At 69.5% G+C, this 15,958-nt stretch carries 17 protein-coding genes; 6 read left to right on the top strand and 11 right to left on the bottom strand.

Annotated features, from left to right (window positions below):
* Positions 1 to 7 precede the first annotated feature (7 nt).
* Together flgC and flgB are read right to left on the bottom strand one after the other, a co-directional pair.
* Positions 8 to 415 (bottom strand): flagellar basal body rod protein FlgC, encoded by a 408-nt coding sequence (flgC, locus tag FD678_RS08610; RefSeq protein WP_140721396.1) that lies wholly within the window; start codon positions 413 to 415, stop codon positions 8 to 10.
* A gap of 12 nt (positions 416 to 427) precedes the next feature.
* Positions 428 to 820 (bottom strand): flagellar basal body rod protein FlgB, encoded by a 393-nt coding sequence (flgB, locus tag FD678_RS08605; protein ID WP_140721393.1) that lies wholly within the window; start codon positions 818 to 820, stop codon positions 428 to 430.
* Between the two features lie 204 nt (positions 821 to 1,024).
* Here flgB and FD678_RS20195 point away from each other — a divergent pair, with 204 nt between their 5' ends.
* Complete coding sequence (locus FD678_RS20195) at positions 1,025 to 1,222, top strand: hypothetical protein (protein ID WP_177497654.1); 198 nt, start codon at positions 1,025 to 1,027, stop codon at positions 1,220 to 1,222.
* Between the two features lie 94 nt (positions 1,223 to 1,316).
* Here FD678_RS20195 and FD678_RS08600 read toward each other — a convergent pair whose 3' ends face one another.
* Positions 1,317 to 2,261, bottom strand: coding sequence for a chemotaxis protein CheV (locus FD678_RS08600; RefSeq protein ID WP_140721390.1), 945 nt, complete (start codon positions 2,259 to 2,261; stop codon positions 1,317 to 1,319).
* A gap of 104 nt (positions 2,262 to 2,365) precedes the next feature.
* Here FD678_RS08600 and flgA point away from each other — a divergent pair, with 104 nt between their 5' ends.
* The 4 genes from flgA to FD678_RS20745 all read left to right on the top strand — a co-directional run bounded on the left by flgA (position 2,366) and on the right by FD678_RS20745 (position 5,043).
* Positions 2,366 to 3,004 (top strand): flagellar basal body P-ring formation chaperone FlgA, encoded by a 639-nt coding sequence (gene flgA, locus FD678_RS08595; RefSeq protein WP_140721387.1) that lies wholly within the window; start codon positions 2,366 to 2,368, stop codon positions 3,002 to 3,004.
* A 66-nt stretch (positions 3,005 to 3,070) separates the two neighbouring features.
* Positions 3,071 to 3,379 carry a flagellar biosynthesis anti-sigma factor FlgM gene (gene flgM / locus FD678_RS08590; protein WP_140721384.1) on the top strand — a complete coding sequence of 103 codons (309 nt, stop codon included), beginning with the start codon at positions 3,071 to 3,073 and terminating at the stop codon, positions 3,377 to 3,379.
* An 8-nt stretch (positions 3,380 to 3,387) separates the two neighbouring features.
* Positions 3,388 to 3,714 (top strand): hypothetical protein, encoded by a 327-nt coding sequence (locus FD678_RS08585; protein WP_218569583.1) that lies wholly within the window; start codon positions 3,388 to 3,390, stop codon positions 3,712 to 3,714.
* A 102-nt stretch (positions 3,715 to 3,816) separates the two neighbouring features.
* The gene (locus FD678_RS20745; RefSeq protein ID WP_140721377.1) at positions 3,817 to 5,043 is read left to right on the top strand and encodes an ATP-binding protein; all 1,227 of its coding nucleotides are present in this window, start codon (positions 3,817 to 3,819) and stop codon (positions 5,041 to 5,043) included.
* Between the two features lie 243 nt (positions 5,044 to 5,286).
* Here the strand turns inward: FD678_RS20745 and FD678_RS08570 are convergent, their stop codons facing one another.
* Complete coding sequence (locus tag FD678_RS08570; RefSeq protein ID WP_140721370.1) at positions 5,287 to 7,014, bottom strand: EAL domain-containing protein; 1,728 nt, start codon at positions 7,012 to 7,014, stop codon at positions 5,287 to 5,289.
* A gap of 5 nt (positions 7,015 to 7,019) precedes the next feature.
* Positions 7,020 to 8,339, bottom strand: a complete 1,320-nt coding sequence (locus tag FD678_RS08565; RefSeq protein ID WP_140721367.1) for a PAS domain-containing sensor histidine kinase — start codon at positions 8,337 to 8,339, stop codon at positions 7,020 to 7,022.
* Between the two features lie 267 nt (positions 8,340 to 8,606).
* On the opposite strand from FD678_RS08565, the gene FD678_RS08560 reads away from it, so the two are divergent.
* A complete protein-coding gene (locus tag FD678_RS08560; protein ID WP_218569582.1) occupies positions 8,607 to 11,366 on the top strand; it encodes a bifunctional diguanylate cyclase/phosphodiesterase in 2,760 nt (919 codons plus the stop codon).
* A gap of 101 nt (positions 11,367 to 11,467) precedes the next feature.
* Here FD678_RS08560 and FD678_RS08555 read toward each other — a convergent pair whose 3' ends face one another.
* The 6 genes from FD678_RS08555 to FD678_RS08530 all read right to left on the bottom strand — a co-directional run bounded on the left by FD678_RS08555 (position 11,468) and on the right by FD678_RS08530 (position 15,900).
* Entirely contained in the window at positions 11,468 to 11,713 is a 246-nt protein-coding gene (locus FD678_RS08555; protein WP_140721364.1) for a hypothetical protein, read from the bottom strand.
* Between the two features lie 85 nt (positions 11,714 to 11,798).
* Positions 11,799 to 12,542 (bottom strand): methyl-accepting chemotaxis protein, encoded by a 744-nt coding sequence (locus tag FD678_RS20840; RefSeq protein WP_372237525.1) that lies wholly within the window; start codon positions 12,540 to 12,542, stop codon positions 11,799 to 11,801.
* A gap of 614 nt (positions 12,543 to 13,156) precedes the next feature.
* Positions 13,157 to 13,771: a high frequency lysogenization protein HflD gene (hflD, locus tag FD678_RS08545; protein WP_140721358.1), complete on the bottom strand. Its 615-nt coding sequence runs from the start codon at positions 13,769 to 13,771 to the stop codon at positions 13,157 to 13,159.
* A 67-nt stretch (positions 13,772 to 13,838) separates the two neighbouring features.
* The gene (mnmA, locus tag FD678_RS08540; protein ID WP_140721355.1) at positions 13,839 to 14,957 is read right to left on the bottom strand and encodes a tRNA 2-thiouridine(34) synthase MnmA; all 1,119 of its coding nucleotides are present in this window, start codon (positions 14,955 to 14,957) and stop codon (positions 13,839 to 13,841) included.
* Positions 14,954 to 15,412 (bottom strand): NUDIX hydrolase, encoded by a 459-nt coding sequence (locus FD678_RS08535; RefSeq protein WP_140721352.1) that lies wholly within the window; start codon positions 15,410 to 15,412, stop codon positions 14,954 to 14,956. Before FD678_RS08535 ends, mnmA begins: the two co-directional genes overlap by 4 nt.
* Positions 15,412 to 15,900: a hypothetical protein gene (locus tag FD678_RS08530; RefSeq protein WP_140721349.1), complete on the bottom strand. Its 489-nt coding sequence runs from the start codon at positions 15,898 to 15,900 to the stop codon at positions 15,412 to 15,414. The genes FD678_RS08535 and FD678_RS08530 overlap by 1 nt, the downstream gene beginning before the upstream one ends.
* Positions 15,901 to 15,958: the final 58 nt, after the last annotated feature.

Here is a 15,958-nt window from a genome sequence, read left to right as displayed (position 1 = left end):
GGGCGGCTCAGCGGCCCATGGTCAAGGTGGCCAAGGTGAGGTCCTTGGCGGTGTTCAGCACTTCCACGCCGGCCTGGTAGCTGCGCGAGGCGGAGATCAGGTTGACCATCTGCGCGACCGGATCCACGTCCGGCGCATAGACGTAGCCATCCGCGTCGGCGAGCGGATGGCCGGGTTCGTAGCGCTTGATCGGCGGCACGTTGCTCTGGGTGATCTCCTTGACGCGCACCCCCGTGAGGCTGGAGTCCTCGCGGCTGGGCTGGGCCTGGAAGATCGGTTCGATCGGCCGGTAGGCCTGCTCCGGGGTGGAGGCGACCGAATCGGCATTGGCCAGGTTCGAGGCGATCGTGCTCAATCGCACCGACTGCGCCTGCAGCGCGGAGCCGGCGACATCGAAGATCGGCAGGTTGCTCATGGCGCCGCTCCCTTATTGGCCGGTGATCGCGGTCAACATGCTCTTGACCTTGGATTCGAGGAAGGACAGCGATGCCCGGTATTCCAGCGCGGCGCGGCCATAGGCGGCGCGCTCCAGGTCGGGATCGACGGTGTTGCCGTCCAGGCTCGGCTGGGTGCTTTCACGGTTGAACAGGAACGGGCCGGGCCCCTGGTCGGGAATCGCGACATGCCGCTCGTCGGTCGTCGCCAATGGCCCCTGCCGGCGCATCGAGGCTTGCAGGGCGGCGTCGAAGTCCAGGTCCTTGGCCTTGTATCCGGGCGTGTCCGCATTGCTCAGGTTGCTGGCGATGAGCTTCAGCCGCTCCTCGCGCAAGGGAAGCGCGGCGCCATGGACGCCGAAGTAGGCCGAGATCGGGTTGGACATGGCACCCCCTGGTAATGACTCACCAGGGAGCAGGCAAGCGGCGTGCCAAACCGGGAGCGGGCCGGGCGTTAAAGATCGCCCGGCCCCGTGCCGCTATCCCTTCACGGATTGTTCGCGGGCCGGTTTGGCCCGCGGTCCAGAAGCCTGGAACCCTTGGCGGGCCCCGGCATTTTCGGGAGAGAAGCAGTGGGCATCGTTTCGTCTGTGGCGAACCACACCCTGGGCGCGGGCTGGCGGGCAGTGAAGGACACCGTGCAAGGCGCCATGAAGGGGGAAATGGAAGACATCGCCAAGATCGCGGTCGCGGCGGGCATGGCCACCGGTTCGATCCCGCTGGCCACCGGCGCGGTGGCGTTGGCCGGCGATGCCGCGCTCGGAGCGCTGGTCGACGTATTCGCCTGAGCCCCGGCCGGTTCGTCATTTTTCCGGCGCAGGGCGTCGCGCGCGCCGGCCTGCCTTCGCCGATTGGCCGCGCGGGGTTCGTTCTTGCGGCCCGTCAGGCCGGTTCGGCCACCATCCTCAACCGGGCCAGCACGTACTCGGCCAGCTCGTGCGCGCTGTACTTCGCCACGAAGGCATTGGCGCCGACCTGCTCGACCATCGCGTTGTTGAACACGCCGGACAGGGAGGTGTGCAGCAATACGTACAGGCCGGCCAGGCCCGGGTTGCGCCGGATTTCCGTCGTGAGCGTGTAGCCGTCCATGGCCGGCATCTCGATGTCGGAGATGACCATGGCGTAGCGCTCGGCCGGGTCCTCGCCGGAGGCCAGCACCTGCTGCAGGTGGTCCAGCGCCTGGCGCCCGTCCGAGAGCAGGGTGGCGCCCACGCCGAGCTGGTCGAGCACGCTGCGGATCTGCTGGCGCGCCACGCGCGAGTCGTCGACCACCAGCACCTGCAGTTGGCGTCCGGCGGTGTCCAGCATCAGCGAGGGGTCGAGCTGGATGTCGGTCTCGACCTGGGCGATGTCGGCCAGCACGCTTTCCACGTCGATGACCTGGATCAGCTCGCCCTGGAAACGCGTGACCGCGGTCAGGTAGGTGGCTTCGGCCCCCAGCTCCGGCGGCGGGTGGATGTCCTCCACCGCGATGTTGACGATGCGCTCGACCTCGCTGACCAGGAAGCCCTGCACCGAGCGGTTGAATTCCGCGACCACCAGGTAGCCGGGGGTGGCCTCGGCCTCCGAGCGGCGCTCGGGATGGCCGATCACCCAACCCAGGTCCAGTACCGGCACCGAGCGTCCGCGCACGTCGGCCACGCCGGCGAACTCGGAAGGCAGCCCCGGCACCTGGAACAGGGGCGGGCGCCGCAGCACTTCCTGCACCTTGAATACGTTCACGCCAAAAAGCTGGCGACCGCCGAGGCGGAACAGCAGCAATGCTAGGCGATTGTGCCCGGCCAGGCGGGTACGCTGGTCGATCCGGTTGAGCAGGTCGTATGACATGCAGCCGTTATCGACATGCCGGCGGCGCAACTTGAGGGCCGCGACCCGTCCGTTCCGGCACGCGGCTTGCACGGCCAGGGCGAACTGCTGCCCCGGAGTCCCCGATGCGTCCGATCCTGCTGCTGCTCCTGATGGCGACCGCGCCCGCCTGGGCGAACGGTTTCCAGCCGGTGGACTCGATCCGCGCCGCCGCGCTCTCCACGCTCGGTCCCGGCACGGACGCCGAAGCCACGCTGGACGCCGGGCTGCGCATGCCGGCCTGCGCGGCGCCGTTGCAGGCCCAGCCCACCGGCAGCAACACCGTCGAGGTCGCCTGTCCGGGCGGCTGGCGGCTGTTCGTGCCGGTCAAGGTCCGGCGCAACCAGGACGTACTCGTGCTCAACCGCGGCATCGCCGCTGGAGAAACCATCGGCTTGGCCGATATCGGCATAGAGAAGCGCGACGCCGCCCGCATCGCCGGGGCCGTGCTGGCCGATCCTGCCGAGGCGGTCGGCAAGGTCGCCCGCCGCGTGCTGCAGGCCGGTACGCTGCTGTCCGCCGGCGACCTGGTCTCGCCGCGCCTGGTCCGGCGCGGGGATACCGTCGAGCTGGTGTCCCGCCGCAGCGGGCTGGAGGTGCGCATGCGCGGGCGCGCCCTGTCCGACGCCGGCCAGGACGAGCGCGTATCGGTGGAGAATGCCTCTTCGCGCCGGATCGTCCAGGGCACGGTCGATGCCAGCGGCGCGGTGGTCGTCTCGCGCTGACAAATTCCCCTAAAGTCCGTTCGCATCCGGCCGCTAACCCTTGCGAACCGTAAAGGACCCAGCCTCATGAGCCAGAAAATCGACGGCAGTCTCCCTGTATCCGCCACCGCGCGGAGCAGCAGCGTGAGCAAGGTCTCGTCGGCCGGCGAGGACCGCTCCTCGCCGATCGCCGCCGCGAGCGCTGGCGACAGCCTCCGCCTGACCGGCGAGGCCTCCCACCTGCAGGCCGTGCAACGCAACCTCTCGCAGGCGCCGGCGATCGACGCCAACCGCGTGCAGGCGGTCAAGGACGCCTTGCAGAGCGGCAGCTACAAGGTCAACGCCGACACGATCGCCAGCCGCCTGCTCGACCTGGACAAGCAGCTTGGCGGATGAGCCTGCCGGTGAGCGAGCCACTGCAATGCCTGAGCGACGCGCTCGCCGATGAGCGGCGTGCGCTGCTGGAGCACGACGTGGAAGGCCTGATGCAGGCCGTCCAGCGCAAGCTCGAAGCCCTCCGGGAGCTCGAGGCGCATGTCCCGCAAGGGCAGCAACAGCGACTGCGCGAACTGGCCGAGGCCAATCGCGCCAATGGCGCGCTGCTGGCGCGTCGCCGCCGCGAGGTCAACTGGGCCTTGCGCCATCTCGGCCGCAGCGAGAGCGCGCCGGCCTACGACGCCAACGGACAGTCGAACTCCCTGCAGGCCAGCCGGCCCCTCGCGGTGGCTTGATCCCGGATTCAGATTCACATTTGAATCCGCGCACATGGATGTGCGCTGCTTTTGCGAAGGACTCGCACTATAGTGGGCGGATCGTTGCATCCGTCCCGCACCGTGACCGATATCCCGTTCCTCGACCCCGCACTGCTGCCTTCCCCCAGTACCTTGCGCGCCTTCAGCGAACGGACGCTGGAGGGCATCGTGTTGTTCCGCGCCGATGGCCGGCTGGTCTTCGCCAATGCGGTGGCCCGCGAAGCGCTCGAACAGGAGAAGGCCAGGAGCGACGGCGATTTCGAGAGGCACGTCGCGCGCCTGCTTCCGGCCGACGCGATGGCGCAGGCACGCGACAAGGGCCACTGGAGCGGCAGCCTGCCGATCGGCGACCGCGTGGTGATCGCGCACCTGTATTTCCACGAGGACGACGGCGTCGGGCACTACCTGACGATCTTCCACAACCTGGAAGGGCAGCAGGACTACGAGCGCGAACTGCAGCAGCGCCACGCCGAGCTGCGGCAGGCCTACATGCGGCTCAACGGCGCCCAGGACAAGCTGCTGCAGTCGGAGAAGATGGCCTCGATCGGCCAGCTCGCCGCCGGCGTGGCGCACGAGATCAACAACCCGATCGGCTACGTGCATTCCAACCTGGGCAGCCTGCAGGAGTACCTGCGCAGCCTGTTCACGCTGATCGAGGCCTACGAGCGCGCCTTGCGCGCGCCCGACCCCAAGGCGCTGATCCCGGAGATCGACGACATCCGCAACCGCGCCGACATCGACTTCATCACCCGCGACCTGCCGCAGCTGATGGCCGAGTCGCGCGAAGGCATCGAGCGGGTGACGCGGATCGTGCGCGACCTCAAGGACTTCTCGTACTCGGACCGTTCCGAGTCGTGGAAGCTGGTGGACCTGCACGCCGGGCTGGAATCGACCATCAACATCATCTGGAACGAGCTCAAGTACAAGGTGACGCTGGAACGCCGCTATGGCGAACTGCCGCTGGTGGAATGCCTGCCCTCCGAGCTCAACCAGGTCTACATGAACCTGCTGCTCAACGCCGGGCAGGCCATCGCCGAACGCGGCACGATCACCGTGGCCACCGGCAAGGAAGGCAACGACCACGTGTGGATCGAGTTCAAGGACAGCGGCAGCGGCATCCCGGCCGACCTGCAGCAGCGCATCTTCGACCCGTTCTTCACCACCAAGCCGGTCGGCAGCGGCACCGGGCTGGGCCTGTCGATCTCCTACGGCATCATCAACAAGCACCATGGCCGCATCGACGTGGACAGCGCGCCGGGGCAGGGCGCGACGTTCCGCATCGTGTTGCCGGTACGGCAGCCGCGGTGAAGGCCGGGACCTGGGTTCGATAACCCGGGTCCCGGGAAAGCGGCGAGCCGCCCCCGGATCGAGTGCCGTTGTAGGCGGGACTGAAGTCCCACAAAAAAAGCCAAAAAAAGCATCAGGTCGCTTGACAGCCCGATCCGGGCAAAGACGCTTTTCACGAATCACGAATCACGAATCACGAATCACGAATCACGAATCACGAATCACGAATCACGAATCACGAATCACGAATCACGAACCCCGGCCTCACCCCACCTGCCCATCCCGCCGCTGCTCGTCATGGGTGCGGAACGCCTGCCGGATGTGCTCGCGCAGCTCGTCGTCGTTCCACGGCTTGGTCAGGAACCGGTAGATCGCGCCGCGATTGATCGCCTCGGTGACGGTGGCCAGGTCGGTGTATCCGGACAGCACCAGTCGCACCGTATCCGGGTAGAGCATCTTCACCCGGCCCAGGAACTCGGTGCCGCTCATGTCGGACATGCGCTGGTCGGACAGGATCACCTGCACGTCGTTGGTGGCGAGCAGGTCGAACGCATCGCGCACGTTGCCGGCGGCGAGGATGCGATAGCCGTCGCGCCTGAACAGGCGCACCAGCGAACGCAGCACGTTCTCCTCGTCGTCCAGCAGCAGCAACGTGCGGTCCGGCCGGCTCTCGGCGAACGATTCCGGCCGCAGGTAGCGCCGGCGCAGCGCCATGCCGGCCGACTCGGCCGACATCGGCTCGCCGAACAGGTAGCCCTGGAAGATGTCGCAGTCGTTGCGGCGCAGGAAACCGAGCTGCGCCTGCGACTCCACGCCGTTGGCGATCACCGTCATGCCGAGCTGGTGGCCCATCGCGATGATCGCGCGGGCGATCGCCGCCTCGCGGCTGCCGGCCGGGGCGCTCTTGATGAAGCTGCGGTCGATCTTCAGCCGGTCCACCGGATAGCGCACCAGCGCGCTCAGGCTCGAATCGCCGGTGCCGAAGTTGTCCAGGCTCAGGCTGATGCCCTCGTGGCGCAGGTTGGCCATCGTCTCGTGGACGAAATTGACGTTGTTGGTCAGCGCGCTCTCGTTGATCTCCAGCGTCAGCAGCTGCGGCGGCACGCCGGCGGCCTGCAGCATCGCCATCACCTCGCCGAAGAAGCTCGGGCGCAGCAGCTGCAGCGTGGAGACGTTGACCGCGATGCTGAAGTCGTCGAAGCCCTGGTCGCGCCACAGGCGCGCCTGCCGGATCGAGTTCTGCAGCACCCACTCGCCGATCTGCACGATCACGCCGAGTCGCTCGGCCGTGCGCATGAACCGCTCGGGCACCAGCGTGCCCAGCGTGGGCGACTGCCAGCGCAGCAGCGCCTCCATGCCGACGATGCGGCCGTCGCGCGCGCTCACCAGCGGCTGGTAGCGCAGGCGCAGCTCGCCGTGCGGGATCGCATCGACGATCTGGCGCGCGATGATGCTCTCGCTGTGCGCGCTGGACACCGGGTTGCGCGAGTAGACGCGGACCGTGTTGCCGCCCTCGCGCCCGGCCTGGTAGCAGGCCTCCTCGGCGAAATCCAGCAGCATGGAGAGCTGGGTGGCGTCTTCCGGGCACAGCGCCACGCCGACCTTGCCGGTCATGAACAGCGTGTAGGGCAGCACCGACAGCGGCAGCTCGAGCTGCAGGCGGATTTCCTCGGCCAGTTCCTCGGGCGAGGCCATGCCGTCGCCGCGCTGGACCACGACCACCATCTCGTCGCTGCCATGGCGCCACAGGCGGCCGCGGTCGCCGAGGTGCTCCTGCAGCCGCTGCGCGATCAGGGCCAGCGCCTCGTCGCCGACCTCCACGCTCATGTTCTCGTTGATCGACGCGAAATGGTCGATGTCCACGTGCATCACCGCCAGGGCCGGCCCGCCCGAGGCGGCGGCGTCGACGAGGCGGGTCAGTTCCGGATTGCTCGAACCCAGGCGCAGCGGGCGCGGCGTGTCCAGTCCGGAGGGAAGGGCGGAATTCCACATGGCGTTCAACGTCCGCTGTCGGGGTCGAGGGTTTCGCCCGCGGGAGGATAGGGCAGCAGCAGCGACACGCGCGTGCCGGCGCCGGGGGACGAATCGATCCGCAGGGTGCCGCCAGCGGTCTGCGCACGCTCGCGCATGACGATCAGGCCCAGGCCGCGCGGCCCGTCCGGATCGAAGCCGTCGCCGTCGTCCGCGACCTGCAGGGCCAACTGGTCGCCCTGGGGGCGCAGCGTGAGCGTCACCTCGCCGGCGCAGGCATGCCGCATCGCATTGGTCAGGCTTTCCTGGGCGATGCGGAAGCAGGCCTGCTCCACTTCGTTGCCGGGCCGGTGCGGCAACGGCGCGATATCCAGTTCCAGGCGGACCTGGGAGGAGCGGAACAGCATCGTGGCCTGCCAGCGCAGCGCGGCCTCCAGCCCGAGCGCGTCCAGCTGCGGCGGGCGCAACAGCATGGACAGGTTGCGCAACTTGTTGACGGTGCTGTCGGCCAGTTCCACCACGCTCATCAGGTCCTCGCGCCGGCGCGCCTCGTCGCTCTCGTCGGCGGCGGCGCAGGCCGACAGCTTCATCGCGGTGATCGCCTGGCCGATGTCGTCGTGCAGGTCGCGCGAGATGGCGCGGCGCTCGTCTTCTTGCAGCGAGAACAGCCGGCGCGCCATCGCCTGCAGCTCGGCATTGCTCTCGGCCAACGCGCCGCGCATGCGCTCCGGTTCGCTGAGGTCGTTCGCCACCACCAGCCGGGCAGGGCCGGAAGGCAGCAGCAGCTGGCTGCTGCGTATCTCGGCATGGCGCAATCCTTCGCGGGTGCGCAGGTCGTGGGCGACCACGCAGCCTTCCGCGCCGCCGGCGCGCACCCGCGCGACGAGCGCCTCCAGCGTTCCGGCGCGGTCGTCCGGCCAGAGCGAATGCAGCGTCCACTGCAGGAACTCCTGGCGCGGCACGCCGAAGAAGGCCAGCGCCGCCGGATTGGCATCCAGGATGCGCAGCGTGTCCAGATCGTAGACCCAGGCCGGGCAGGGCAGGGCCTGGAATCGTTCGCGCGACAGCGCTTCGGCCCGTGCCGTCTCGGCATGCGCGCGCCAGAACCGGCCGGCCAGCCAGCGCATGCCCAGGTACAGGGCGGCGCCGGTCGCCAGGATGAAAACGAGGACCTCGACGCCGGATACCGGGGCGTCCGGACCCGCGAAGGCGCGCCTCGCCCACGCCCAGAGCCCGACCAGCAGCGCGTAGCCGACCGCGATTCCCAGGATCCCGCCGAGCAGCCGCGAGCGCAGGCGCGCGGCCGGCAACGGTTGCGCCGCGGTGGAAAGTGGCGAACGTGGCATCGTGCTTCCAGACATCATCCCCATTCCATCTTAGAGCGTTTGCGGCGAGATGCATCGTCCGGCGACGGCACCGACCGGTGCCGGATGCTTTCTCGATCCCCGGGCTGCCTCCGCCCGCCGCGGCACCTGGCGCACCGCGACCGTGGCGCGATTGAAGCGGCCGTGCTCCCCTCAACTATTGAGATCGACGGCCGCTATCCATCCAGATCCCCCGTGGGGGCATGGTATTCGGAGCCGTCGAGCGTGGATTCAGGCGTCATTGCAAGCTTGCTCCAGCACCCCCTGACCTCGGCGGTGGTGGTGCTGGACGCGCTCGGCCGGCCGCTGGCGGCCAACCGGGTGGCGCAATCGCTGGGACTGCCGGCGACGCTGCGCGCCTACCGCGACGGGCTGGCCGGCTGCCGCAGCCAGCTCGCCGACGGCAGCGACATGACGCCGTGCGTGCTGCCGGGCGGCGGCGGGCGCAGGATCGAAGGGTGGCTGCGCGCGGTACGCGACGAGAACGGCGAAACCATCGCCTACACCCTGAGCGTGCCCGAGCCGATCGGCGCCGAGGGCACCAGCCGCTGGGAAATCGGCCTGGACAGCGCCGAGCACGGCCTGTGGGACTGGGACATCCCGACCGATGCCGTCTACCGTTCCGAGCGCTGGATGCGCATGCTCGGCTACGACGACCAGACCCTCCCGCACAACCTGGCCGCGCTGTCCGGGATGATCCATCCGGACGACTATCCTCGCGTCGGCGAGGCGGTGCGCGCCCACCTCGAAGGCCGCAGCGACACCTACAGCGCCGAGTTCCGCCTGCGCCAGAAGGACGGCCAGTGGCGCTGGATCCTCGATCGCGGCCGGATCGTCTCCCGTACCGCCGAGGGCCGGCCGTTGCGCATGGTCGGCACCCATACCGATATCCACCAGCAGAAGCTGCTCGAGCAGCAGTTGCGCGAGCAACAGGCGCAGCTGGAGGAGGCGCAGCGCATCGCCAGCATGGGCAGTTGGTCGTGGGAGCTGCAGCACGACCTGTTCCGGCTCTCGTCCGATTTCCGCCACCAGGCGCGGCTGGGCGAGGTGCCGCTGGAATGCGGGCGCGACCTGCTGCGCCTGTGCCCGCCCGGCGCGCGGGCCCAATTGCGTACCGCCTGGCGCAAGATCCGGCGCGAGGGCGCTCCGGTCCACTTCGAGATCGAGCTTGGCGCGCAGGCGTCCGTCCAGCACCTGCGCGTCTGGGCGCAACCCGTGTTCGACGGCGATGGCGGCATCAGCCGCATCGCCGGGCAGGTGCAGAACGTGACCGAGCAGCGCCAGACCGATGCCTTGATCCGCTGGCGCACCGAGCTGCTCAACCGGGTATCCGCGCTCGGCCGCATCGGCGGCTGCGAGATCGAGGTCCAGACCCGCCGCATGCAATGGACCGAGGAGTGCTATCGCATCCACGGCCTGCGCAAGGAGCCGATCACGCTCGACCAGGCGCTGTCGCTGTACACCCAGGATTCGCGCGATGCGTTCGAGGGCGCGCTGGTGCGGCTCGCCGAGGGCGGCTTGCCGGAACAGCTGGAGCTGTGTTTCTACCGCAGCTCCGGCCAGCGCGTCTGGGTGCAGGTGCTGATCGAGATGGACCGCCGCGACGGCCTGCCGCCGCGCTTCATCGCCCTGTTCCGCGACATCACCCGCGAGCGCGAGGCGAACGAGCGCATCGAGCTGCTGGCCCACTACGACCGGCTGACCGGCCTGCCCAACCGCTTCCTGCTGCGCGAGCAGGCCGAGAAGGCCATGCGCGAGGCCCGCGACGACGGCACGACGCTGGCGATGCTGCTGGTCGACCTGGACGGCTTCAAGAGCATCAACGATTCCTTCGGCCATGCCACCGGCGATACCCTGCTCAAGCTGGCCGCCACGCGCCTGCACCAGAACCTGCGCAACAGCGACCTGTTCGGGCGCTTCAGCGACGACGAGTTCGTCGTCGTGCTGCGCGGCCTGGCCGCGCCGGAGGACGCCGGCCACGTCGCGCGCAAACTGATCGGCGCGCTGGGCGAGCCGCTGCGCAGGGACCACATCACGCTCAAGATCGGCGCCAGCATCGGCATCGCGGTGCAGGACGAGAACCTGCCGGACTTCGACAGCCTGCTGCGCGCCGCCGACGCGGCCATGTACGCCGCCAAGGAATCCGGCCGCAATACCTACCACTACTACAGCCAGGACGTGCTGCTGCGCGCGCAGCGCCGCCTGGAGCTCGAGCACGCCCTGCACGGCGCGCTGGACCGCGACGAGTTCACGCTGGTCTACCAGCCCCTGGTCAGCACCGAGGAAGGCGCCGCGCCCGCGATCGAGGCGCTGATGCGCTGGCACCGGCCCGGCCACGGCTTCTGCAGCCCGGCCGAGTTCATCCCGATCGCCGAGGAGTGCGGCGAGATCGCCCGCCTGGGCGACTGGGCGCTGGGCGAGGCCTGCCGCCAGGCCGTGGCCTGGGACAAGGCCGGGCTGAATTTCAGCCGCATCGCGGTTAACGTCTCGGCCATGCAGTTGCGCGACCGCGGATTCGCCGAGCGCGTGCTCGCCATCTGCCACGCCAACGACTGGCCGCCGTCGCGGCTGGAACTCGAACTGACCGAGTCGGCGCTGATCCGGGATACCGACGCATTGCGCCGCACCTTCGAGCTGTTCGAGCAGAACGGCGTGCTACTGGCGGTGGACGACTTCGGCACCGGCTTCTCGAACCTGCATTACCTCAACCGCTTCCCGGTGCAACGCCTGAAGATCGATCGCAGCTTCGTGCAAGGCATGCTCGACGACACCAACACCGCCGAGGTGACCCAGGCCATCGTGCACCTGGGCCATGCGCTCGGCATGCAGGTGGTGGCCGAGGGCGTGGAGACGGGGCAGGAGGATGCGCTGTTGCGCCAGCAAGGATGCGACGAGATCCAGGGCTACTTCTATTCCAGGCCGCTGGTGCCGCGCGACATGGCGCAATGGCTGCGCGAGGCCGAGGTCGGCAGCCGCCTCGGCCGGCGCCTGACCCTGGCGGGCAGCTGAGGCACGAGGTCGCGCGGCGCGTCCGGCCGAGCGGAAATCCTGGAAAGGTGCCGGCCGGGCCTATGTTCGCGCCATCGCGGCACAAGCCGCCCAGGGTGCCGCTATGCCTGCGGCAGTTCGTCGCCGGCAAGGCTGAGGTCCCACGCCAACGCGAGCAGCAGTTCGTCGTGGGCAGGGTCCATCGCCTGGCCCGACTGCAGCCGGGCCAACTCGCGCCGGGCCAGGCGTTCCAACGCTTCCAACGCGGGCGGCAATGCGGCCGGCGAATGCGACGGCTTCGGGCCGTGATGCATGGCATCGCGGCCTTGCTCGATGGATCCGTCGGCGGCTGGAGGCGCGAGGCTCATGGGGACATGGGAAGGAAAGAACCAGGCAGGCCCCCGGCATGCAACCGGAGACCTGCGGCGGCCGCGGGGCCATCCGGCATCGCGATCAGAACAGTTCCACGGTGCCGGCGCCGAGGTTCTGCTGCGCCACCGGCTTGTGCGGCGGCCGCTCCCATTCGGCGCGCAATTCGCGCAGGCGCGAGCCCAGCTTCTGCAGCGCGGCGACGAGGTCGCTGTCGAAGGCGCCGCCATTGCGGTGCAGCAGCTCCTGCAAGGCGACCGCCTCGCGGTTGATCACGGTCAGGCGATCGAGGTGGGTGTGCACGCTGCCGAGGGTCTGGTTGGCGATGTCCTCGAACTGCAGCGCGCGTACCGCCTCGGCGACGCTGGCATCGATCGAGCGCGCGCATTCGGAGATCTCGCGCATGCCTTCGCCGAGCGAGGAGTTGATCGCGGCCACGCTATCCAGCATCGCGGCGGCCTCGTGGCGCGCCTCGCGCGAGCGGTCCTGGTGGCGCGAGGCCATGTGCGAGACGGTTTCGCGCACCTTGGCGATCGCGTCCTTGGAGCTGTGCGCCAGCTTGCGGATCTGTTCGTTGAAGGTGGTGGAGCGCTCCGACAGGTTGCGTACCTCGTCGGCAACCACCGCGAAGCCGCGCCCGGCCTCACCGGCACGGGCGGCCTCGATCGCCGCGTTCAGTGCCAGCAGGTTGGTCTGGTCGGCAATCGACTTGACGTCCTCCAGCAACGAGAAGATGCCGTCCAGGTGCTGGGCCATCTCGTCGATGTGGTGCACCGTGGTCGCGCTCTGGCCGCTGACCTGTTCCAGCGCTTCCACCAGTTGTTCCATCCGCGAACTGGCGTGCTGAGCGAAGCGGGTCACGTCGACGCCCGCACCGCCGTCCTCGCCGGCCCGGTCGATGATCCGGGCCAGCGCATGGCTCTGCTGGCGCGACTTGCGGTTCATCGCATCGAAGCTGCCGCCCAGGCCCGCCACCGCCTGCCGGATCAGTTCGCGGGCGCGCTCGACCTCGACCCGCGAGCCCTCGACCTCGTTGGTGACGAAGCTGCGCAGCTCGTTCAGCAACTGGTCCTGCTCGCGCAGCACGCGCGCCTGGTCGGGGTGGCGGCGCGACTGGGACCATGAGCTCCAGCCGGCGAACCCGAGCCAGCTCAGGACCATGGTCACCAACAGCGCCCAGCGGACGGGACCCGGCCAGCCAAACGCCTCGGCGAGCACGAACACGAGCGTAAGCACCAGCGGTGCGGCCATCCGGATGAAGGAGCGTGAATACATGGGCGTTCTCAGCAGAATCACGCTTGCTGTATCGGCCGTCCGTCATGGCTCTTTAGAATCTTCTGCCGATTCTCCGCCCGCTGTCCCGGCATCCCGATCCGACAGAGCCTGCCTGGTCGAAGGGCAGGGCGCCACGACGCCGCGGAAGCCCGCCCGGCAAGGGCCGATCAGCGCAATGCCCGTTCCACCGCGGCGAGCATGGCGCGCTTGGAGAACAGGAAATCCCACAGGTTGCCGCCCATCTGCCGCCACAGCACCGCCGAGCGCACCGCCGCCAGCAGCAGGGCGCGGATCTCCGAGACCACGCCGGCCTGGCCGAGGTAGTGCGGATTGCCCTGGACCATCACCCGCGGACGCAGGTGGCTGATGGTATCGGCGTAGAGCGCGCCGAGCGCGGCCAACACGTCCGGATGCGCGCTGTCGCCCAGTTCGCGGGCCCGGTCGGCGGCCCTGCCGATGCCGGCGACCACCGCGTTCACCGTCGCCGGCTCCTTCACGAAACGCCGTTCCAGTTGCAGCACGGCCAGCGCCAGCCGGGGCAGGACCTCGTCGCGGGCCTGGTTGTGGAAATAGTCGTGCAGCAGCCGCAGCCCCGGGGCCACGTCCCGGACCGACCCGTACACCGCCTCGGTCGAGCTGGCGTCGATGCGGAACACGCTGTCCATCGCCGTGCGCACCGTGGATGCCTCCGAGTGCCCGGTCTCGGCGATGCGCCGGACCTGTTGCAGCGCCTGGGCCAGGCCGGCCAATGCCAGCACGCGTTCGTCCATCGATGAACTCATCGAACACTTACCTCGTTTTCCGAAAGAGGGCCCCCGCGCATGGATGCGCGGCGCTTTTGTGGAGGATTCACGGCGAATCCCCGGCCAGCTGCCGTTCCAGTGGCGCATCGGTGGCGGCGATCACGGCGCCGCCCAGGCATTCCGCCCCGTCGTACAGGACCAGCGACTGCCCCGGGGTGACCGCCCGCTGCGGGCGGGCGAAGCGCACGCTGACCGTGCCATCGTCCTCCACCTCGACCGTGCACGGCTCGTCGGCCTGGCGGTAGCGGGTCTGCGCGGTGCACTCGAAGCGGCGCGCCGGCGGGCGGCCGGCGACCCAGTGGGCCGGCTCCGAGCGCAGCCAGCTCGACTGCAGCCAGGCGCTGTCGCGGTCCTGGTCCACGTACAGGATGTTGTTGGGGACGTCCTTGCCGACCACGTACCACGGCGCGGCCGGGCGGCCGCGCACGCCGCCGATGTTCAGGCCCTCGCGCTGGCCGAGGGTGAAGTAGAACACTCCCGGATGCTCGGCGATCCGCCGTCCCTGCGGGTCGCGGATCTCGCCGGGCCGGGCCGGCAGGTAGCGGCCGAGGAATTCGCGGAAATCGCGTTCGCCGATGAAGCAGATGCCGGTGGAGTCCTTCTTGGCATGCGTCGGCAGCCCGGCCTCGCGGGCGATCCGGCGCAGGTCGGTCTTCTCCAGCTCGCCGATCGGGAACAAGGTCGCCGCCAGCTGCTCCTGGCCGAGCTGGTGCAGGAAGTAGCTCTGGTCCTTGCCGCGGTCGGCGCCGCGCAGCAGTTTCCAGCGGCCGCCGGCATGCGCGACCCGGGCATAGTGGCCGGTGGCGATGCGCTCGGCGCCCAGTTCGCGGGCGGCGTCCAGGAAATGCTTGAACTTCACCTCGCGGTTGCACAGCACGTCGGGATTGGGCGTGCGGCCGGCCGCGTACTCCGCCAGGAAGTGCTCGAACACCCCGGCCCAGTACTCGCTGGAGAAATTCCGGAAATGGAAGGGGATGCCCAGCACGCCGCAGACCGCGACCGCATCGCGGCGATCGTCCTCGGCCCGGCACTCGCCGCTGCCGTCGTCCTCCCAGTTCTGCATGAACAGCCCGGCCACGGCCTCGCCGCGCTGGACCAGGCGCAGCGCGGCGACGGACGAGTCCACGCCCCCGGACACGCCGACGATGATCCGCGGGGTGCTCATGGCACGTGCCGTACCGCCGACAGCGGGTGGCGCTGGCCGGAGAGCCAGTCCCGCACGACCTGCCGCACCAGCGGGCTGCGCAGGCGCGGCCCGGCGGCCTCCAGTTCGGCCGGGGTCATCCAGAGCGCCCGGACGATCCCGGCATCCAGCTCGCGCTCCGGCGCGTGCGAGAGCGGCTCGGCCGCGTAGGCGAAGCGCAGGAAGGTCTGGCCGCTGGCCGCGGTCCACAGGTAGCTGCCGACGAAGTGCGTGCAGCGCACGGTCCAGCCGGTCTCCTCCAGGGTCTCGCGCACGGCCGCCTGTTCCAGGCTCTCGCCCGGTTCGAGGTGGCCCGCCGGCTGGTTGATCACCAGCCGGCCGCCGATGGACTCCTCGACCAGCAGCAGCCTGCCGTCCCGTACCACCACCGTGGCCACGGTGACGTCGGGCGACCAGCGATCCTCCGTGGCCGCCATCAGAACCGGTCCTCCCCGGGCGTCAGCTCGGCTTCCATCGCGTCGGCCGAGCGGGTCGCCGCCTCGATGGCGTCGGCCAGCGTCTGGTCGTCCGCGTCGGGGGACAGCTTGATCACGAACGCCGCGGTGCCGTCCTGGTTCACCCAGCCTCCCAGGATGCTGTCGTAGGCATCGGCGAGCAGCCGGTTGGCGATCCTGGCAGGCAGCTCCGGCTGTTGGCCGGCGTAGCCCACCGACCAGATCTCGCGCACCTTCACGCTGCCGTAGCTCTCGATCGCCGAGCGCACGTAGGTGAGCTGATTGCGTTCGTGGCCTTGCGCATCCTTCCCGAGGCCGAACAGGATCCGGTAATCGCCGTTGTCGTCGGCGGCCGCCTCGTAGCCCAGGCGCTGCAGCTGCGCGCCGAGCCCGGCGTCCGGCACGGCGGCCGATGCGAACGCGGGCGCGGCTGCGGCCAACAGCAGCGCAAGGGAACGGACGGGCTTCATGGGCAGGACGGGTAATGGGTGGCAAGACCGCAAATTGTGCGGCCCGTGCGGTGAATCG

Origin of the sequence: Pseudomonas sp. Hp2 (genome assembly GCF_006386585.1) — a bacterium.
In the GTDB taxonomy this organism is placed as follows: Bacteria; Pseudomonadota; Gammaproteobacteria; order Xanthomonadales; family Xanthomonadaceae; genus Pseudomonas_S; species Pseudomonas_S boreopolis.
The sequence above is the reverse complement of the archived record's forward strand: the minus strand, read 5'-3'. Positions and strand labels throughout refer to the sequence as shown.

Coding starts and splice junctions, on each gene's coding strand:
- flgM (WP_140721384.1), top strand. CDS start 3,071: ATGAGCCAGAAAATCGACGGCAGTCTCCCTGTATCCGCCACCGCGCGG.
- flgA (WP_140721387.1), top strand. CDS start 2,366: ATGCGTCCGATCCTGCTGCTGCTCCTGATGGCGACCGCGCCCGCCTGG.
- FD678_RS08555 (WP_140721364.1), bottom strand. CDS start 11,713: ATGAGCCTCGCGCCTCCAGCCGCCGACGGATCCATCGAGCAAGGCCGC.
- flgC (WP_140721396.1), bottom strand. CDS start 415: ATGAGCAACCTGCCGATCTTCGATGTCGCCGGCTCCGCGCTGCAGGCG.
- flgB (WP_140721393.1), bottom strand. CDS start 820: ATGTCCAACCCGATCTCGGCCTACTTCGGCGTCCATGGCGCCGCGCTT.
- FD678_RS08565 (WP_140721367.1), bottom strand. CDS start 8,339: ATGCCACGTTCGCCACTTTCCACCGCGGCGCAACCGTTGCCGGCCGCG.
- FD678_RS08600 (WP_140721390.1), bottom strand. CDS start 2,261: ATGTCATACGACCTGCTCAACCGGATCGACCAGCGTACCCGCCTGGCC.
- FD678_RS08535 (WP_140721352.1), bottom strand. CDS start 15,412: ATGGCGGCCACGGAGGATCGCTGGTCGCCCGACGTCACCGTGGCCACG.
- hflD (WP_140721358.1), bottom strand. CDS start 13,771: ATGAGTTCATCGATGGACGAACGCGTGCTGGCATTGGCCGGCCTGGCC.
- FD678_RS08570 (WP_140721370.1), bottom strand. CDS start 7,014: ATGTGGAATTCCGCCCTTCCCTCCGGACTGGACACGCCGCGCCCGCTG.
- FD678_RS20840 (WP_372237525.1), bottom strand. CDS start 12,542: ATGGAACAACTGGTGGAAGCGCTGGAACAGGTCAGCGGCCAGAGCGCG.
- mnmA (WP_140721355.1), bottom strand. CDS start 14,957: ATGAGCACCCCGCGGATCATCGTCGGCGTGTCCGGGGGCGTGGACTCG.
- FD678_RS08530 (WP_140721349.1), bottom strand. CDS start 15,900: ATGAAGCCCGTCCGTTCCCTTGCGCTGCTGTTGGCCGCAGCCGCGCCC.